Genomic DNA, 17,583 nt, shown 5'->3' on the forward strand with positions numbered 1-17,583 from the left:
TATGGTAAACAATCCAGAACAATTTGCCAGCGATAACTACTCTGGAATTTGTCCAGAAGCTTTAGAATATATGCTCAAAGCTAATGCAGGGAGTTCGCCTGCATATGGTAACGATGAATGGACGCAAAAAGCTTCCGATTATTTTCGGCAAATTTTTGAAACTGACTGCGAAGTATTTTTTGTTTTTAACGGTACAGCCGCTAATTCACTCTCTCTAGCTGCACTCTGCCAATCTTATCACAGTGTTATTTGTCACGAAGTCGCACATATTGAAACTGATGAATGCGGTGCGCCAGAATTTGCTTCCAATGGTTCCAAATTACTCCTAGCTAGAGGCGAAATGGGGAAGCTAAATCCAGCGTCAGTAGAAGCAATTGTGAGTAAACGTGCGGATATCCACTTTCCCAAACCTAAAGTTGTCAGCTTGACACAAGCTACAGAATTAGGAACTTTATATTCTATTGACGAACTTTTAGCCATTAAAGAAGTTGCTCAGAAATACGACTTAAAAATTCATATGGATGGCGCACGCTTTGCTAATTCTGTCGTCGCAATGAATAAAACTCCAGCCGAAATTACCTGGAAAAGTGGCGTTGATGTCTTGTGTTTTTGTGGAACAAAGAACGGTACAGCAATGGGTGAGGCAATTATCTTCTTTAATAAGGACTTAGCAGAAGATTTTGCCTATCGCTGCAAGCAAGCAGGACAATTAGCATCGAAAATGCGATTTATTTCTGCACCTTGGCTGGGTTTGTTAGAGACAGGCGCTTGGTTAAAGAATGCACGTCATGCTAATGAGTGTGCGGCATATTTAGAAAATCAACTTTTAAATATTGAAGGTGTAGAAATTCTATTTCCCAGGCAAGTCAATGGTGTGTTCGTACAGCTATCAGAACATACCATTAATCAATTACGTGCTAAAAACTGGCAGTTCTACACTTTTATTGGTGCTGGTGGTGTAAGATTTATGTGTTCCTGGGGAACGACAAAAGAAAGAATCGATGAGTTGATTGTAGATATTAAAACATCGATCGCCTGATGTAGAGACGTTACATGTAACGTCTCTACAAATATAAATTATCCCATTAAAATCACGCGGTTAATTACGTGAATCACGCCATTATCAGCTTCAATATCTGGTGCTAATACTGTGGCATTTTTGACTTCAAAGCCATCCGTACAATTAATTGGAATTGGCGAACCTTCTACCGAAATGACAGAATCGACTTTTGCTAAGTCAGCTTGCATCAACTTACCAGAAACAACATGGAAAGTTAAAATTCTTGCTAATTGAGGAATGTTTTGTAGTAAGGTTTGAATAGTTCCAGGTGGTAGTTGTGCAAATGCTTCGTCGTTAGGTGCAAACACCGTAAAGGGACCAGGACTTTTGAGGGTGTCTACTAACCCTGCTGCCTGTACTGCCGCTACTAAAGTATTGAAAGAACCCGCACCAACAGCAATATCGACAATGTCAGCCATGTATCTTACCTGAGAGTATAAAAAAATGCTCGTATAGCAATTACCAATTACGAACATATCATAGGTAGGGACACACATCTGTACCCCATTACAAGCTGTGTCACAAAAGAATTTCCTTTCTCGTCTTAAATGAGTTAGTCAATATCTAATAGTAAAGGACAGCCATGAGCCAACTAGCCGCAGCACTCACCAGTTTAGATGAAGTATTGAGTCAAACAGCATCTACAGTGAGCGATCGCCTACAATCAGGATTGACTCGTGCAAAAATCCAGCAGCTAACTACCTCATTTTCATGGGTTTTGCCTCAAGATGCTTACGATTTGTATCAATGGCACAATGGTCTATCTGGTAAACCAGGTAACTTAAATTTGGTAGAGAGATTGCTGAGACTCAAAGGTAAATGGCACGGTGAGTTATCTGGTCGAGAGAATGAAATACATCTGAAATATAACGATCGCCCCGTAGTTGCCAAATTCTTACCTTTAGATTATGCACTTGCAGGACATCGTCATTTGAAGTTAGGTAGGTGTCCGCTCGATTTACTACCAATCTCTGTCTGGAGCGACAGCGAGAAAACATTTTACTGCATGATGCGTTTAGATGCACAGCCAACTATATATTGCGCCGATGGCACAAACCTACCACCAATGCGCGTGACGGAAACGTTTTTATCAACGCAAACTCAATTTAGTCAATTAAGCGATCTTGTCGAATTTCTGATACCTTTCTGTCAGCAAGCACTTCAGCTGACTTCAACAAAATAAGGTGATAGAAACTAGTCACGTAGTTGCGATCGCTAATGACTCAGTTGTTTATCTTTCACTTGTCGCCAGCGCATGAAAACGCCGTAGTTAGGACTGAATAAAAAAGCTAAGGCAAATAATCCCGAAACAACTAGGACGATCGCGGGACCGGATGGTAAGTTAAAAAAGTAACTGAGATACATGCCGCTAATACTAGAAACAATCCCAATCGCCGCACCTAAAATCATCACTTGATGCAAGCGAGTGACTAGTAAATAAGCTGTTGCCCCAGGTGTAATAAGGAGGGATAATACTAAAATCACGCCTACTGCTTTCATGCTGGCAACAATTGTTAAAGCAATCAACAACATTAAGCCAAAATTCAGCTGATTCACTGGTAAGCCAGCAGCTTGAGCGCCTAGCGGATCGAAAGTGTAAAATAGGAGTTCTTTGTATAAGAGGAAAACAACAATTAATACTACAGTGGCAATAATTGCCGTGTCGCGGACATCATCAAAAGTTACGCCGAGAATGTTGCCAAATAAAAAGTGATTCAGATCGATTTTATTCTGCTTCTGAATTGTTGTAATTAAGGTAATTCCTAGTGCAAAAAAAGCTGAAAAAACGATACCCATCGCTGCATCTTCTTTGATCGGCGATCGCGTGCGTATCCAAGCGATTAGCAGCGTACTAATTACCCCAGCAATAAATGCACCAACAAAAATATTTGCCCCAACTAAAAAGGCGATCGCGAGTCCTGGTAGTACAGAGTGACTAATCGCATCTCCTAGCAATGCTAGCCGTTGTACCATCAAGTAACTGCCGACGACAGCGCATAACAAACCGACAAGAATCGCGACGACAAGCGATCGCTGCATGAACCCATACTGCAACGACTCAATCAGTGCCTCAAGCATTAAGCAGCAGCTCCACTAAAATACATTACCTTACCACTGTAGGCACGATAAAGATTATCTTCAGTTAACACTGAAACGCGATCGCCTGTAGCAATTATCTCGCGATTGAGCAGAATCAAATCGTCAAAGTGCTGAATCGATTCTCCCAAGTCGTGATTCACAACTAATACGATTTTTCCAGCTTGGGCTAGTTCGTGGAAAACATCAAAAATAACAGTTTGGGTTTTTTGGTCGATTCCTACCAATGGTTCGTCAAAGCAAAAAATTTCTGCTTCTTGAGTCAAAGCCCGTGCTAAAAATACCCGTTGCTGCTGTCCTCCCGATAGCTGTCCGATGGGGCGATTTTTATATGCGTCCATTCCCACCCGTTCTAATGCAGACTGGGCGACTTTGCGACTGACAGTAGAGAAACGCTGAAATAAACCCGTTTTCTTGACTCTGCCCATCATCACGACATCCCACACCGTAGCAGGATAAGTCCAGTCAATCTGCGATCGCTGGGGAACGTATGCAACTTTTTCCAACTGCTGCACCAAAGGCTTGCCCTGGTAAAGTACGTTACCGCTAGACAGAGGAACCAGTCCCAACATTGCTTTGATTAAAGTACTTTTACCCGCACCATTGGGACCAAAAACTCCGGTCAGCCTTCCAGGTCGCACCGTACAGTTAACATCGCGTAGTGCTTCCTGCGTGCGGTACTGCACCCCTAAATGGCTGATATTAATATTTGCGGCGCTGGCGATATTTATATCCATTTTCTGTACGTTCGCAGCAGTTGGTACAAACCCATGAGTATTTATTCTGGGCTGGAGTTTCAAATTAAAAGTTTTCATAACACTAACTTTTTTTGTCTACTTTGAGCATACTGTAAAAATGAAAAGAATATGAAAATATCTATAAAAGGAAATAATGTTGATGATAAGCGGGAATGATGTTAAAGGGAGCAGGGAGCAGGGAGCAGGGAGTAGGGAGAGAAGAGGTCTGAGAGGAACAAGGGAGACAAGGGGGAACTCGGGGACCCCACGACCGAAGGGAGTGAGGACTAGGGGGCGAAGGGAGACAAGGGAGAAAAACTACTTACGACTTACGACTTATGACTTACGATTTCTCCTTTGTTTGTTGCCTCTTGCACTTTTATCTAGTTGTACTCAACCAGATGCAAGCCGCACCTCTCCGGGGACAGAAAAGCCGCAAGTGGTGGCGACTAGCACCATCATTAACGACTTGACAGAACGGGTAGCAGGAGAAGAAATTCAACTGCGGGGAATTTTGAAGCCAGGGGACGATCCCCACGTTTACGAACCAGTCCCAGCCGATAGTCAGGCATTGGAAGATGCGGACTTGATTTTGTATAACGGCTACAATTTGGAGCCAGGACTAATTAAGCTGATGAATGCAGCAGGATTGAAAGGGCGTAAATTAGCTGTGGGGGAAGTTGTGAAACCTTTACAGCTAGACAAAGGCAAAGGAGAAATCGTCCCCGATCCTCATGTTTGGGGCGATGTAGAAAATTCGATTCAAATGGTGAACCGAATTCGCGACGCTTTGATTGAATTGTCACCGGAAGATAAAGAGACATTTACTCAAAATGCCACACAACTGATTGCCCAGTTGCAGGAATTAGATACTTGGATGACTCAGCAAATTCAAACCATTCCCGCAGAACGACGAAAATTAGTTACAACGCACGATGCATTTCAATACTTCGGTCGCGCCTATGGAATTGCGATCGCCGGGACTCTAATTGGGATCAGTACGGAAGAACAACCCAGCGCCCAAACTATCCAAAAATTAGTCGAAGCTGTGAAAAAAGCTGGAGTTCCTGCCATTTTTGCCGAGACCACAATTAACCCTGCTTTAATTACTACTGTTGCTCAGGAGGCGGGAGTCAAATTAGCGCCGCGCCAACTCTACTCTGACTCGATCGGCGCTGCTGGTAGTAATGGAGATTCGTATATCAAAATGATGGTAGCAAATACGCAAACGATTGTAGAAGCACTGGGAGGAAAATATCAGCCATTTGAAGGGGTTAAGTAAGTCAAAAGTTAAAAGCTAAAAGTCAAAATGTTGGAACATCAGTTAAAAGCTAAAAGTCAAAATGCTGAAACATCTTCGCCTCTTATCTGCGATCGCCTGCGATCGTCTGTGTTTAAAATCTTAAAAATCCATCACTCACCCAGAACCTAGAAAAACCTTAATTCCGTGCATCAAGAAAAAACTATTCCTTCTAGCTGGCATGGCAATTTAGATATTGTTTATGCTCTGCGCAACGGTAAGACACAACCAATAACCGATCGCGTTCAAGCACCGTTAAAAGTGCAGCGTCCGTTTTACCCAGAAAAAGACATATGCCATACTGCTATCTTGCATACGGCTGGGGGAATTGTGGGGGGCGATCGCCTTTCAATCAACCTGCAACTCCAACCGCGATCGCAAGCTTTAGTTACGACAACAGCCGCGAGTAAAATTTATCGCAGCAACGGTTTACTAGCTAGACAAACAGTCGAGATTCAGATCGATGCAGGTGCATGTTTGGAGTGGTTGCCTCAAGAAACAATCGTCTTTAACGGGGCAAATTATCGCCAAGACTTGCGCGTAGAATTAGCTTCAGGTGCTAGCTGGTTGGGATGGGAAATTACCAGATTTGGACGCAGTGCTAGAGGAGAAAAATTTTTCCAAGGAGAATGGCGATCGCACACCGAAGTCTGGCAACAAGGACAGCCTTTGTGGATCGATCGGCAATGGTTGCCAGGAGAAGAAACGATTCTCAACAGTCCTCATGGCTTAGCCGGACATTCAATCGTCGCCAGCCTTATCTGGATCGGATGCGAAGTCTCACCAGAATTAGTAGAAAAGTGTAGAGACGTTACATGTAACGTCTGTACAAGCTTACCAACAACCAATTCTGGAGTCACTCGCCTCCCACAAGGATTATTGTGTCGCTACCGTGGCTCTAGTTCGATCGAAGTGCGAAACTGGTTTACATCTGTGTGGCAGTTACTACGCTTATCATTATTAGACAGGTCTAGCTGTTTACCTAGAGTTTGGCAACAATAAAAAGGACACTCAATGCAACTTACGCCGCAGGAAAAGGATAAACTACTCATCTTCACCGCTGCTTTGGTAGCAGAACGCCGTAAAACTAGAGGACTAAAGCTAAACTATCCAGAGGCAGTGGCGTATATTTCTGCCGCCATTCTGGAAGGGGCGCGAGAAGGGCGTACCGTCGCCGATTTGATGAGTTTTGGCGCAACTCTCCTGATGCGAGATGAAGTCATGGAGGGAGTACCGGAAATGTTAAATGAAGTCCAGGTAGAAGCAACATTTCCTGATGGGACAAAACTAATTACCGTCCATAATCCGATTCGTTAGGTAGAAACGAGTGGAAAAATAGCTTTACACTTCGTAATTTTTTCTAAACTGAGAAGAGTAGAGGTATTGAAACACTCGAATTATGATTTTGCGCCCTCACGACCGGATCAAGTTAGACGATACTAACGACCAGCAGTTCTATTCCTTTCCGCGATTTGTCACCCATGTAGACGATAATTTCATTCAACAGCTGACTCAGCTTTATCGGGAACGCCTCAAACCCCAGACTCGAATTTTTGACATGATGAGTAGCTGGGTGTCTCACCTCCCAGAGGAAATGGAATTTGCTCATGTCGAAGGACACGGGATGAATGAAGAGGAACTAGCCCGTAATCCTCAGTTGCATCATTATTTCGTGCAAAATCTGAATCAGAATCCTAAATTTCCGCTACCAGACCAAGATTTCGACGCAGTTTTGAATACTGTTTCGATACAATACTTGCAGTATCCAGAAGCAGTGTTTAACGAGATTCATCGGATTCTGAAACCGGGCGGAATTGTTATCATCAGCTTTTCCAACCGCATGTTTTACCAAAAAGCAATTCAGGCTTGGCGTGATGGGACAGAATCGAGTCGGGTAGAATTAGTCAAACAGTATTTTCGAGCTGTGCCAGGATTCTCCGAACCCGAAGTTATTGCACATCAGTCCGGCACCAATAATTTCATTCAGTGGTTGGGTGTCGGCGCGAAAGATCCGTTTTATGCTGTCATTGCTCAGCGCAGATAAAATCTTCCGAAACTAAACCAAGAGATCGCCAGAATCAATGATAAGTGTAAAGAATCGAGCAGGAGGCGTTATGTTTTTTCGTCAAGGGCGTAAAATTTTAGTGGCGTTAATGCTGTCATTGTTACTATTTACTACAGCATGTACGGCTACAGAAACTCCAGGGCGGTTTGACCAAGCACAACAGGTCAGCAATCAGCAAAAAAGCGGTCAAGCAGTAGCAAAAGAAGCAACTCAAGGCAGCGAGTTCAATCGATTTTTCCCAGCCGCTAGCGGGGACTTTCAACGAGTTTATACCCAAGAGAAAAAAGGTTTTGCTGAGGCAAAATTGAAGAAAAGTGGTAAAGATCTGGCAATGCTATCTATTTCTGATACTAAAAGCTTGCCGACTGCCGCAGCAAAATTTAAGACGAGTACGAAACAGATTAACGGTTATCCCGCTGTAGAAGTTGGGACGACACAAACAGCAGTATTAGTGGGCGATCGCTATCAAGTTAAAGTTTTATCTCGCGATCCATTTTTTACAGCTAGCGATCGCGAAGCGTGGTTAAAGAAATTCAACCTCAATGGACTCTCAAAATTGCAATAAATTAGTCATTCAGCGATCGCAAATGACAAATAACAAATAACAAATGACTAATCAAGGAGTTTGATATGAGCAAATCAATTATTGAGTTAGTGGACGGATTATCTACCAATAATATGACTGTTTCCATGCTGCGATCGCTGGATTTTGTGATTCCCGGGCAGTGGAATAATTTAGTCGGCTTTGAAAATACAATTCGTACCGTTACAGGCGAAACTGACGAAAGTATTATTCAACAAGTTGGCGAACGGGCAATCTATCTCTACAACGATCGCTCTCAAGGATATCAAAGAGCGATGTGGTTATATCAAACTGTAGATAGGACTGATAAAGCCTTAGGTGCAGCAGCTTTAGCGAATAAAGTTGGGGAAAAAATTCCACTTTTAGGTTTCTTAAATAAAGTCACTCCTAAAGCTGATAAAGCCCAAACTATCGACTTAACTTTGAAATTAGTCGTCGAGTTACTAGCTTTTTGTCAAATTAACGGTATCCCTGGCGATAGTATTGGTGATTTCGTCACTTCCCTGGCGGATTACAGTGGCGAATCCTTGATGCGCATGGTAGCCTTAGTTTGCGTCGATGGTTTGATTCCTTTTGGTCCTGATTTTATTCAAAAGGCTTTAGCAACTTTAGATAAAACGAGTCCCCAGGAATTAGAGCAAAACTCTACCTTCCAAAATATCAATAGTGATATTCCAGGGAATAATTCCGCCAGCAAGTTGAACTTTATCGGTGAAAGTTTTAACTCTGTCACGGGCTGGATGAACGATTTGGTCGTTTCTCGCGGATTAACGCCGCAGAAAGTTGTGAGCAACCTACAAGGTTTTATCGAAGTTACTGACGATAAGTTAGATTATCTTGCTGCTTTTCTGGATGTTTCGACTAATTATTACGAACATACAGGAACTCAAACTTTAGCACGACGCTTAATTGAAAGAGCAGTAGCAGAAATATAAGTCTGACGTAGACATTCGTAGAGGCGTAGACATAGCGTCTCTACATTCCAAGCTTTTTTCGCAAAATATCTACAGCAAAATCTCTCTGTAGGGGGATTGTTTTTTAGCAATCGATCCTCTACATTCTCCTATCAATAAGTCTTGCTCGTATTCGCTATATCAAATTATACCAAACTAAAGTTAGTAGTAAATAATATGGAAGAAACTTTTGAACTAACGGAATTACAACCTGAAGATTTAGAAACGGTTAAAATTGACTCCTTAGCGGATTTGGATAGTTTAATAGCAGAAAAATTCAATTTGTTCGTGCGTCCCTATTCTACAGATATCAGAGCTGCATTAGAATTGGTTGCTTGGGATTTAGAAAATTCAGATGCACCTCACTTTGAGTTATTTCGAGTTGAGGAACATTCCTTACCCGGACTACCTTTTGTAGCTAGCTTTATCCCAAATGGTGTTTGGGGTTATGGTGAAACTGCGCCTCTAGCAATTTGTCAAGCAGCACTATTTCGACATAAACAAATTAAGTTCGAGCTATCAGTAAATTCGTATAGTAGCGAACACCCTTGAAAAATCATCTGCTCCTTACTCCTTGCTCCCTGCTATATATAGAGTGGCGGTACGCTTGTAAGGCTGTTTAAATGACCGATCTTCCTCACAACTTCCAAACCGACACACTCGCTAAAATTTTTCCAGTAGATGCGCTGACAGTACGTTTGTACGATCGCGCTGATGAACTTACCACAGACGCAGCTAAGATCGCGCAACGCTATTTACAAAACTTACTGACGCAGCAAGCTACTGCTACGGTAATATTAGCAACTGGCAATTCTCAAATTGAATTTCTCTCAAAATTGGTAAATTTAGGTGAGATAGACTGGTCGCGAATTGTCTTTTTCCATCTTGATGAATACTTAGGAATTGATGCTAACCATCCGGCAAGTTTTCGGCGTTATTTGTGCGAAAGAGTCGAACAGAAAGTCAATCCAGCCGCATTTCACTATATTGAAGGCGATACCGTACAACCGCTAGCAGAATGCGATCGCTATACTAAGTTATTATTATCCCAGCCTATCGACCTATGTTGTTTGGGATTAGGAGGCAACGGACACTTAGCTTTTAACGAACCGTTACTAGCAGATTTCCAAGATCCTTACTATGTAAAACTTGTAAAATTAGAATTATCTACTCGTCAGCAACAAGTCGCTCAGGGTTATTTTACTAATATTGAAGTCGTACCACAATACGCTTTTACGCTAACAATTCCAGCAATTTGTTTAGCACACAAAATATTTTGTTTTGCTCCTGGAAAACATAAAGCTACAGCAATACAGCAGACTTTAGAAGGCGCGATCGCTACGAGTTGTCCTGCTACTATACTTAGAAGTCAAGCTCAGGCAACATTGTTTTTAGATGCAGATTCAGCAAGCCTTTTAAGATATTGTCACGCAAAGGCGCAGAGGCGCAAAGAAGGACGCTAAAGGTTTATCTGATAGTACTAAACCATTGAGTGATTCCTTGGGCGATCGCGCTGGCTAGTTGTTGTTGTGCTTGCGGGTTGACGATCCATTCAAATTCGTAGGGGTTAATCATAAATCCTAGTTCTAATAATATTGTTGGGGCTGATGTGGGACGAGTTAAAGCGAGGTTGTTCCAGTACAGTCCGTAGTCAGGGCGGTTCAGTTTTTGGACTAAATAACTATGTAAAAAGCTGGCGAGATCGTGTGCTTGGGGATGATACCAAAAGGCAGCTAATCCTTGAGTTTTCATGGCATCGCCTGCATCTGGTAGAGCATTGTAATGCAGAGAAATTGCGATCGCGGGTTCAGTTTTATCGATTATGTCTACTCGATCTGGTAACGATAAATCGCGATCGTCCTCCCGCGTCAGGTAAACTTCAGCACCTCGCCGTGCTAATTGTTCTCGAACTAATTTAGACATTAATAAATTGATATCTTTTTCAGGATAACCCGTTGGTCCTAATGCGCCAGTTTCCTTCCCTCCATGCCCGGGATCGAGAAGAATTTTGATTCCAGAAAGAGAGGAGTCGGGAGTCGGGAGTCGGGAGTCGGGAGTAGAAACGTTTTGAATTTTGACTTTTGAATTTTGACTTTTAACTTGTTCCCTACTCCTTGGCTGATGGCGCAGCGTTAATACCAAACTCGTTCCCTCGTAGCGCAATTTATAACCCCATTGCTGTTGGGATTTGAGGTTAAAAATGTATTCCAGGCGATCGGGTGTAACTTGCTGCCAATCGAGGCGAGAGATCGTTGGGTCGTCGTCGAAGCGGATTGTATCGGTTTGAGCAGTGGTATTATATAGAGTTAATGTTAAGGTGCGATCGCCCTGCTGTATGCTTACGGGTACGGGGACTTGTAGCGGAAATACGATTTCTGTTGCTCCAGGTACGCGACGGGCGCTGACGCTCCGAATGAGCGATCGCGGTGGGATCGATCCTGGTATGATTCTAGTCTCCTTACTGTTAATCCAACCGCCATAATCTAAGCGCAACCATTCACCTTCTTTTCCTGTAACTGCTGCCCGCGTACCCTTGGGTAAAGGTGTGAGGCGAGAGTAATCGGTACTCGCACCAGTTCGCGCTACCCCTTCATTTGCTGCGACTTCGACGACTTCTAAATTTGCAGGTGAGAGAATTGTAACTTTACCTGGACTTGGTTGAGTCACGGTTTGACCGTTTAATGTTAGTTGAAACTGTGGTTGAATTCCAGAACTAGGAGTGAAACCGCTAGTAATAGTATTATTGCGATCTAGCAGATTTCCTAGTTTTGGTAGAGTTGTACAACCTTGGTATTGCCCAGATGTTAATTGGCGAGTCGGCTGATTTCGTCCGGTTAAAAGTGCGGAGTTAGCTGGGAGTTGTGCTTGCTGTAGTTGGGGGAAAAGGCGAATGTTATCTTTGCCTAATTGCACGGAAACTACAGATTGAGGAGGAGCGATCGCGCTAAAACAAACAAGTTCGCCTGGCATTCTGGCAATATCGACATTAGGAGTCAAGGAATCTTTACCAAAAGCCAATCCTACAGGTGGCGCGGCAGTTGTATCTTGTCGCTGTACCTTTAGTTGCACCTGTTGGTTTTGATATTGCAGTGTAAAAGTATTATCCCCGACTCGCAAGGGAAAACTAGGGGCGAAATGTCCGGCGCGGCTGCGTTCTATCGGTTTACCGTTAACTACAACTTTACCCGTTGGCGGCGCTGTTCCTACCAAGAAGATGCGATCGGCTACTGTTTGATGATTAGCAGGGGGATACACTACTGATAGTTGCTGTTCTGCTCCAACTGGACGCACCATAAGCAGGACAAAGATAGTTCCGAGAAAGAATAATCCGAAAAGTTTTTTCACGCCAAGATAGGAGAATAGGGTATCGTAGGGGCGAGTTTACCTAGAATACTTGTTATCTAATAAGTATGCTTAATAAACCCGCCCGTACAGGAGTCGGGAGTCGGAGATTTTGACTTTTAACTTTTGACTTTTAACTTCTCCCTTCCCCCTCAAGAATATGTCACAATTATCGGGGTGAATGGCTGGAAGTTGCCCAAGATTAAGAAAAACTACTATGACTAAATTTGTGTTTGTGACTGGTGGCGTAGTCTCCAGCATTGGTAAGGGTATTGTAGCGGCAAGCTTGGGACGGCTGCTCAAATCGCGAGATTATTCAGTTTCCATTCTCAAACTCGACCCCTATATTAATGTCGATCCAGGTACGATGAGTCCCTTTCAACACGGGGAAGTTTTTGTTACCGAAGATGGCGCGGAAACAGATTTAGACTTAGGACACTACGAACGCTTTACTGATACTTCTATGTCGCGCCTCAATAGCGTCACGACTGGTTCAATTTATCAGGCAGTCATTAATAAAGAACGGCGTGGCGATTACATGGGGGGAACGGTACAAGTCATTCCCCACATTACGAATGAAATTAAAGAAAGGATTCAGCGCGTTGCCAAAAATACGAATCCCGATGTCGTGATTACCGAAATTGGCGGTACGGTGGGAGATATCGAATCGCTACCATTTCTCGAAGCAATTCGGCAGTTTCGTAAGGATGTAGGGCGACAAAACGTGTTGTATATGCACGTTACCCTCGTTCCCTGGATTCCTTCGGCGGGAGAAATGAAAACCAAACCGACACAACATTCTGTTAAGGAGTTGCGATCGATCGGGATTCAACCAGATATTTTAGTCTGTCGGAGCGATCGCCCCCTACCCGACGGTCTAAAAGCAAAAATGGCTGAATTTTGTGACGTATCTGTTGAATGCGTCATCAGCTGTCAAGATGCCAGCAGTATCTATGAAGTCCCTTTAACTTTAGAAACAGAAGGGCTGGCACAGCAAACCATAGAATTGCTGCAACTCGGACAACGCCAGCCCGATCTCTCGCAATGGCAAACTATAGTACAACGACAAGCCAACCCCACTCACCAAGTTGAAGTTGCAATTGTTGGTAAGTACGTGCGTTTAAACGATGCTTATCTATCGGTAGTAGAAGCTTTGCGCCATGCAGCGATCGCGACAAATGGCGAATTACACCTGCGTTGGATCAACTCGGAAGATTTAGAAATAGAAGGGGCAGACGCTTTACTACAGGGCGTTCATGGTATCGTCGTCCCTGGAGGCTTCGGCGTGCGCGGTGTAGATGGCAAAATTGCCGCTGTAGAATACGCCCGCGAACATCAAATTCCGTTCCTCGGTTTGTGTTTGGGAATGCAATGTTCTGTAATTGAATGGGCGCGTCATGTTGCACGTTTGGAAGATGCCCACAGTGCAGAGTTTGCCCCTAATTGTCAATATCCCGTAATAAATCTTTTGCCAGAACAGCAAGATGTCGTCGATTTAGGTGGAACCATGCGGCTAGGGTTATATCCTTGCAGTCTCACACCCAATACCCTAGCGCACGCACTGTATCAAAAACCCCTAATTTACGAACGCCATCGCCATCGCTACGAATTTAACAACGCTTACCGCAACCTATTTTTGGAGTCGGGATACGTCATTAGTGGCACTTCCCCCGATGGACGCTTGGTAGAAATTATCGAACTACCCAGCCATCCATTTTTCATTGCCTGCCAATTTCATCCAGAGTTTCAATCTCGCCCTAGCACGCCTCATCCTTTATTTAAAGGGTTTATTGAGGCGATCGCTCGACGATCGCAACCAGAGGAGATCGCGCCAACTCCAGTAGAAGTATCATAGAGCGGTTGGTAGAGGCGTTACACGTAGAGACGTTATATGTAACGTCTCTAAAAGTGGACATTATCTAGGCATTAAACGCCGTCTTGGAGAAATTCCTGGGTTGATTACCGCAGCCATCTCTTCAGGAGTTAACTTGCTAATTTGAGCATCCAATTCGGCAACTGTGAATTTGTATCCTCGCTCAGATGCAATCTGAATGAAAGTTTCTGGTTCAGTTGTAGCTTTGAGTTTAGCCTTTAATGCTTCATCTTGATGTATGGCTTTAAAAAAGCGGGCAGCATGTTCTTGGGTCATATAAATCTCCTGCTGTTAAAGACAATTAAATCTAGTGACTCATTAGCGAAGTTTGACAAAGTTAACTCCACTCCCCACCCAAACTGCGATCGCACCTAATATTTCGCAAAGATTTTGTCTAGCTGCTCCTGTATCTGTGAGCATAGACCCTTTTCTGAAAAAAATTCATCAAATCTTGATATAAATTAAAGTTGTTGGTAACAATGTAAACAAAAATTGGTGATGGGTGTGACTAGTGGCTAGTCACTAGCCACTAGTCACTGCTCGATCTCTCCCTGCTCCCTGATAAAGTGGTATTGCTGCTAATTCTGAAACAATCGTGAAAGCAATTACTCTCCTGGGATCGACTGGCTCTATTGGTACTCAAACTCTGGATATTGTGGCACAGCACCCCGACCAATTTCGGATTGTCGGGTTGGCGGCTGGACGCAACGTGGCAATGCTGGCGGCGCAAATTCGGCAGTTTAAACCGAGTATTGCCGCTATCTGCGATATAGATAAGTTATCAGAGTTGAAGGAGGCGATCGCAGATCTCGACCCACAACCGATTCTATTGGCAGGGGAAGAGGGTATTGTAGAAGTTGCCCGTTATGGCGATGCCGAAAGCGTAGTAACGGGAATTGTCGGTTGTGCGGGGTTGCTACCCACAATTGCGGCGATTGAGGCGGGTAAAGATATTGCGCTGGCAAATAAAGAAACTTTGATTGCAGGTGGTCCCGTTGTCTTACCATTAGTAGAAAAACACGGAATTAAACTTTTACCCGCAGATTCGGAACACTCGGCGATTTTTCAGTGTCTTCAAGGCGTACCGGGACGTGGCTTGCGGCGAATTTTACTCACGGCTTCTGGGGGTTCTTTCCGCGATTTACCTGTAGAAAAGTTAGCAAATGTCACCGTTGCCGATGCTTTAAAACATCCTAACTGGACGATGGGACGGAAAATTACAATCGATTCAGCGACGTTGATGAATAAGGGATTGGAAGTTATTGAAGCTCATTACTTATTTGGATTAGATTACGATCGCATCGATATTGTCATTCATCCCCAAAGTATTATCCATTCTCTGATCGAACTACAAGATACTTCTGTATTGGCACAGTTAGGTTGGGCAGATATGCGTTTACCATTGCTATATGCCATGTCATATCCAGAAAGAATTTATACTGATTGGAAGCAATTAGATCTCGTAGAAATTGGCAGTTTAACTTTTAAAGCCCCAGACCATGATAAATATCCTTGTATGCAATTAGCATATAGCGCGGGTCGTGCGGGTGGCTCGATGCCAGCAGTTTTAAATGCCGCTAACGAACAAGCTGTAGCCTTATTTTTAGAAGAAAAAATTCGCTTTTTAGATATTCCTCGTTGTATCGAATTGGTTTGCGATCGCCATGCATCTGATAATTGTTCGACTCCATCCTTAGCTAACATCGTAGCAGCAGATCGCTGGGCGAGACAAGAAGTATTGACAGCCAGCGAAGATATTAGTAGAGGCGATCGACTGATCTCATTAAGATAAGATCGAGCTATAAAATCCACTAAAGATTTATGGTGAATACCCTCACAATCCATGCTTTAAAAATTTCAAATTCAGAATTCGATCGCATTGTTAAAGCCAACCCAGATTGGCAATTCGAACAAACAGCAGCAGGAGAATTGGTCATAGTGTCGCCTACGGGTGGAAGTTCGGGACGGCGTAATAGTAATTTAACAAGACAATTGGATACTTGGAGTAGCTCCAATAACTTAGGAGTAGCATTTGACTCCTCTACATTATTTATTCTCCCTAACGGGGCAAAACGTTCTCCCGATGCTAGTTGGGTAAGACGCGAAAGGTGGGAAAATCTGACTCCCGAACAGCAAGATGGCTACCCTCCTCTGTGTCCTGATTTTGTGGTTGAATTGCGTTCTCCTACAGATAATCTCAACGAGCTACGAGCCAAGATGCAAGAATATATGCATAATGGCGCTCGTTTAGGTTGGTTAATCGATCCCCAAACTCGACAAGTAGAAATATATCGTTCCGAACAAGCTGTAGAAATACTAAATTCTCCAAATACTATATCAGGAGAAGATGTACTACCAGGTTTTGTCCTAGATGCGATCGCAATTTTTAGCTAAGTATGTAGTAAATTATTGCCAAGCGAAGTAGAAGCAATAGCTATGATTGAGATTGCCATCAAGTTCCGAATCTACACAATTGCAAGGAATCGTTCGACAAATTTCTGATTTAGATTTCTATTATATTCGCCTCAAGGTAGCATATACATCTAATGTATTTGGAGCTAACAGGATATGTAAGATTTCTCGAACATATAGAATAGATTGCCAGCAAAATATACCAAAATTACCATCAAAAAGCGAAGTAGTTTGGGAGGCACGGGAAAAAACTCAAACCATGCACCAGGATGAAATTTCTACAAACTAACAACCTGATTCATCGCTTTATTTATCATCATAAAGTATTTGGAATTGATTGCAATCGGGCAACATTGAGGAGGAAAAAATGGAACTCAAATCTGTATCAATGGAAATTCCTGAAGGTAGTAATATTATCATCGGTCACAGTCACTTTATTAAAACTGTAGAAGACTTATACGAGATTATCGTCGGGATCTCTGCCCAAGCAAAATTTGGTATCGCTTTCTCTGAGGCTTCTGGTCCCTGTTTGATCCGCACTGCCGGAAATGACAAAGAACTACAAGATATAGCTACTAAGAACGCTCAGGCGATCGCGGCAGGACACAGTTTCGTGATTCTGATGAAACAAGCCTACCCGATTAACTTTCTCAATGCAATCAAACAATGCCAGGAAGTCTGCAATATCCATTGCGCGACAGCAAATCCAGTAGAAGTCATCCTAGCAGAAACTCAACAAGGACGAGGATTCTTGGGTGTTGTAGACGGATTTTCCCCCAAAGGTGTAGAAAATGCTGAGGACGTACAAGCACGACAAAAGTTTTTACGCCAAATTGGATATAAGCTTTGAAAAAGTCAAAAGTCAAAAGTTAGAAGTCAAAATTTATCTCTCACTCTTGCCTAACTCACCAACTACCAATGACCTTAGTAAGTTGTAAGTCAAAAGTGACTCACTACTCACAAATGACTCTCGATCGACGACTAATGACCAATAACCAATGACCAATGACCAATGACCAATGACCAATGACAATCCTTGAAGTGTCATAATACCGCTTTGGTAAAGGTAGGTAAATTAGGTTTAATACAAGGGATTAGTTTGCGCCTGCTAGTCTTTAGTAGCCGCTGCCAAATTATCGCTTCTGTGTCATACTTAACGGG

General features: G+C 43.1%; 20 protein-coding genes. 15 read left to right on the plus strand and 5 right to left on the minus strand.

Annotated elements, in window-relative coordinates:
• Nucleotide 1: 1 nt before the first annotated feature.
• Nucleotides 2-1,039: a low specificity L-threonine aldolase gene (locus tag N4J56_RS26575; protein WP_317109175.1), complete on the plus strand. Its 1,038-nt coding sequence runs from the start codon at nt 2-4 to the stop codon at nt 1,037-1,039.
• A 38-nt stretch (nt 1,040-1,077) separates the two neighbouring features.
• On the opposite strand, the gene N4J56_RS26580 is transcribed toward N4J56_RS26575, so the two are convergent.
• Nucleotides 1,078-1,479, minus strand: a complete 402-nt coding sequence (locus tag N4J56_RS26580) for a fasciclin domain-containing protein (protein ID WP_015156623.1) — start codon at nt 1,477-1,479, stop codon at nt 1,078-1,080.
• 164 nt (nt 1,480-1,643) lie between these two features.
• On the opposite strand from N4J56_RS26580, the gene N4J56_RS26585 reads away from it, so the two are divergent.
• Nucleotides 1,644-2,243 (plus strand): hypothetical protein, encoded by a 600-nt coding sequence (locus N4J56_RS26585; protein WP_317109176.1) that lies wholly within the window; start codon nt 1,644-1,646, stop codon nt 2,241-2,243.
• A gap of 32 nt (nt 2,244-2,275) precedes the next feature.
• On the opposite strand, the gene N4J56_RS26590 is transcribed toward N4J56_RS26585, so the two are convergent.
• Both N4J56_RS26590 and N4J56_RS26595 read right to left on the minus strand, forming a co-directional pair.
• Complete coding sequence (locus N4J56_RS26590; protein ID WP_317109177.1) at nt 2,276-3,139, minus strand: metal ABC transporter permease; 864 nt, start codon at nt 3,137-3,139, stop codon at nt 2,276-2,278.
• Nucleotides 3,139-3,894 carry a metal ABC transporter ATP-binding protein gene (locus N4J56_RS26595; RefSeq protein WP_410500599.1) on the minus strand — a complete coding sequence of 252 codons (756 nt, stop codon included), beginning with the start codon at nt 3,892-3,894 and terminating at the stop codon, nt 3,139-3,141. Before N4J56_RS26595 ends, N4J56_RS26590 begins: the two co-directional genes overlap by 1 nt.
• A 160-nt stretch (nt 3,895-4,054) precedes the next feature.
• On the opposite strand from N4J56_RS26595, the gene N4J56_RS26600 reads away from it, so the two are divergent.
• The 9 genes from N4J56_RS26600 to N4J56_RS26640 all read left to right on the plus strand — a co-directional run bounded on the left by N4J56_RS26600 (nt 4,055) and on the right by N4J56_RS26640 (nt 10,258).
• On the plus strand, nt 4,055-5,176 hold the full coding sequence (locus N4J56_RS26600; protein WP_410500375.1) for a metal ABC transporter substrate-binding protein: 1,122 nt from the start codon (nt 4,055-4,057) through the stop codon (nt 5,174-5,176).
• A 27-nt stretch (nt 5,177-5,203) separates the two neighbouring features.
• Entirely contained in the window at nt 5,204-5,326 is a 123-nt protein-coding gene (locus N4J56_RS26605; RefSeq protein WP_317109180.1) for a hypothetical protein, read from the plus strand.
• 15 nt (nt 5,327-5,341) lie between these two features.
• Entirely contained in the window at nt 5,342-6,196 is an 855-nt protein-coding gene (locus tag N4J56_RS26610; RefSeq protein ID WP_317109181.1) for an urease accessory protein UreD, read from the plus strand.
• A 12-nt stretch (nt 6,197-6,208) separates the two neighbouring features.
• Nucleotides 6,209-6,511 (plus strand): urease subunit gamma, encoded by a 303-nt coding sequence (gene ureA, locus N4J56_RS26615; protein ID WP_317109182.1) that lies wholly within the window; start codon nt 6,209-6,211, stop codon nt 6,509-6,511.
• An 82-nt stretch (nt 6,512-6,593) separates the two neighbouring features.
• Nucleotides 6,594-7,238, plus strand: a complete 645-nt coding sequence (locus N4J56_RS26620) for a class I SAM-dependent methyltransferase (protein ID WP_317109183.1) — start codon at nt 6,594-6,596, stop codon at nt 7,236-7,238.
• 70 nt (nt 7,239-7,308) lie between these two features.
• Nucleotides 7,309-7,824: a hypothetical protein gene (locus N4J56_RS26625; RefSeq protein ID WP_317109184.1), complete on the plus strand. Its 516-nt coding sequence runs from the start codon at nt 7,309-7,311 to the stop codon at nt 7,822-7,824.
• A 65-nt stretch (nt 7,825-7,889) separates the two neighbouring features.
• Complete coding sequence (locus tag N4J56_RS26630; protein WP_317109185.1) at nt 7,890-8,777, plus strand: hypothetical protein; 888 nt, start codon at nt 7,890-7,892, stop codon at nt 8,775-8,777.
• Between the two features lie 195 nt (nt 8,778-8,972).
• The gene (locus tag N4J56_RS26635; RefSeq protein WP_317109186.1) at nt 8,973-9,347 is read left to right on the plus strand and encodes a hypothetical protein; all 375 of its coding nucleotides are present in this window, start codon (nt 8,973-8,975) and stop codon (nt 9,345-9,347) included.
• 71 nt (nt 9,348-9,418) lie between these two features.
• Nucleotides 9,419-10,258: a glucosamine-6-phosphate deaminase gene (locus tag N4J56_RS26640; RefSeq protein ID WP_317109187.1), complete on the plus strand. Its 840-nt coding sequence runs from the start codon at nt 9,419-9,421 to the stop codon at nt 10,256-10,258.
• Nucleotides 10,259-10,262: 4 nt separating this feature from the next.
• Here N4J56_RS26640 and N4J56_RS26645 read toward each other — a convergent pair whose 3' ends face one another.
• The gene (locus N4J56_RS26645) at nt 10,263-12,089 is read right to left on the minus strand and encodes an N-acetylmuramoyl-L-alanine amidase (protein WP_317109188.1); all 1,827 of its coding nucleotides are present in this window, start codon (nt 12,087-12,089) and stop codon (nt 10,263-10,265) included.
• Nucleotides 12,090-12,354: 265 nt separating this feature from the next.
• Here N4J56_RS26645 and N4J56_RS26650 point away from each other — a divergent pair, with 265 nt between their 5' ends.
• The gene (locus N4J56_RS26650) at nt 12,355-13,992 is read left to right on the plus strand and encodes a CTP synthase (RefSeq protein ID WP_317109189.1); all 1,638 of its coding nucleotides are present in this window, start codon (nt 12,355-12,357) and stop codon (nt 13,990-13,992) included.
• Nucleotides 13,993-14,052: 60 nt separating this feature from the next.
• Here the strand turns inward: N4J56_RS26650 and N4J56_RS26655 are convergent, their stop codons facing one another.
• On the minus strand, nt 14,053-14,286 hold the full coding sequence (locus N4J56_RS26655; protein WP_317109190.1) for a Nif11-like leader peptide family natural product precursor: 234 nt from the start codon (nt 14,284-14,286) through the stop codon (nt 14,053-14,055).
• 319 nt (nt 14,287-14,605) lie between these two features.
• Between N4J56_RS26655 and dxr the strand changes: the two genes are divergently transcribed.
• The 3 genes from dxr to N4J56_RS26670 all read left to right on the plus strand — a co-directional run bounded on the left by dxr (nt 14,606) and on the right by N4J56_RS26670 (nt 17,272).
• The gene (gene dxr / locus N4J56_RS26660) at nt 14,606-15,802 is read left to right on the plus strand and encodes a 1-deoxy-D-xylulose-5-phosphate reductoisomerase (protein ID WP_317109191.1); all 1,197 of its coding nucleotides are present in this window, start codon (nt 14,606-14,608) and stop codon (nt 15,800-15,802) included.
• A 29-nt stretch (nt 15,803-15,831) separates the two neighbouring features.
• Nucleotides 15,832-16,404 carry a Uma2 family endonuclease gene (locus tag N4J56_RS26665; RefSeq protein WP_317109192.1) on the plus strand — a complete coding sequence of 191 codons (573 nt, stop codon included), beginning with the start codon at nt 15,832-15,834 and terminating at the stop codon, nt 16,402-16,404.
• A 385-nt stretch (nt 16,405-16,789) separates the two neighbouring features.
• Entirely contained in the window at nt 16,790-17,272 is a 483-nt protein-coding gene (locus tag N4J56_RS26670) for an adenosine-specific kinase (protein WP_317109193.1), read from the plus strand.
• Nucleotides 17,273-17,583 lie beyond the last annotated feature (311 nt).

It is taken from the genome of Chroococcidiopsis sp. SAG 2025 (genome assembly GCF_032860985.1).
Lineage (GTDB): Bacteria > Cyanobacteriota > Cyanobacteriia > Cyanobacteriales > Chroococcidiopsidaceae > Chroococcidiopsis.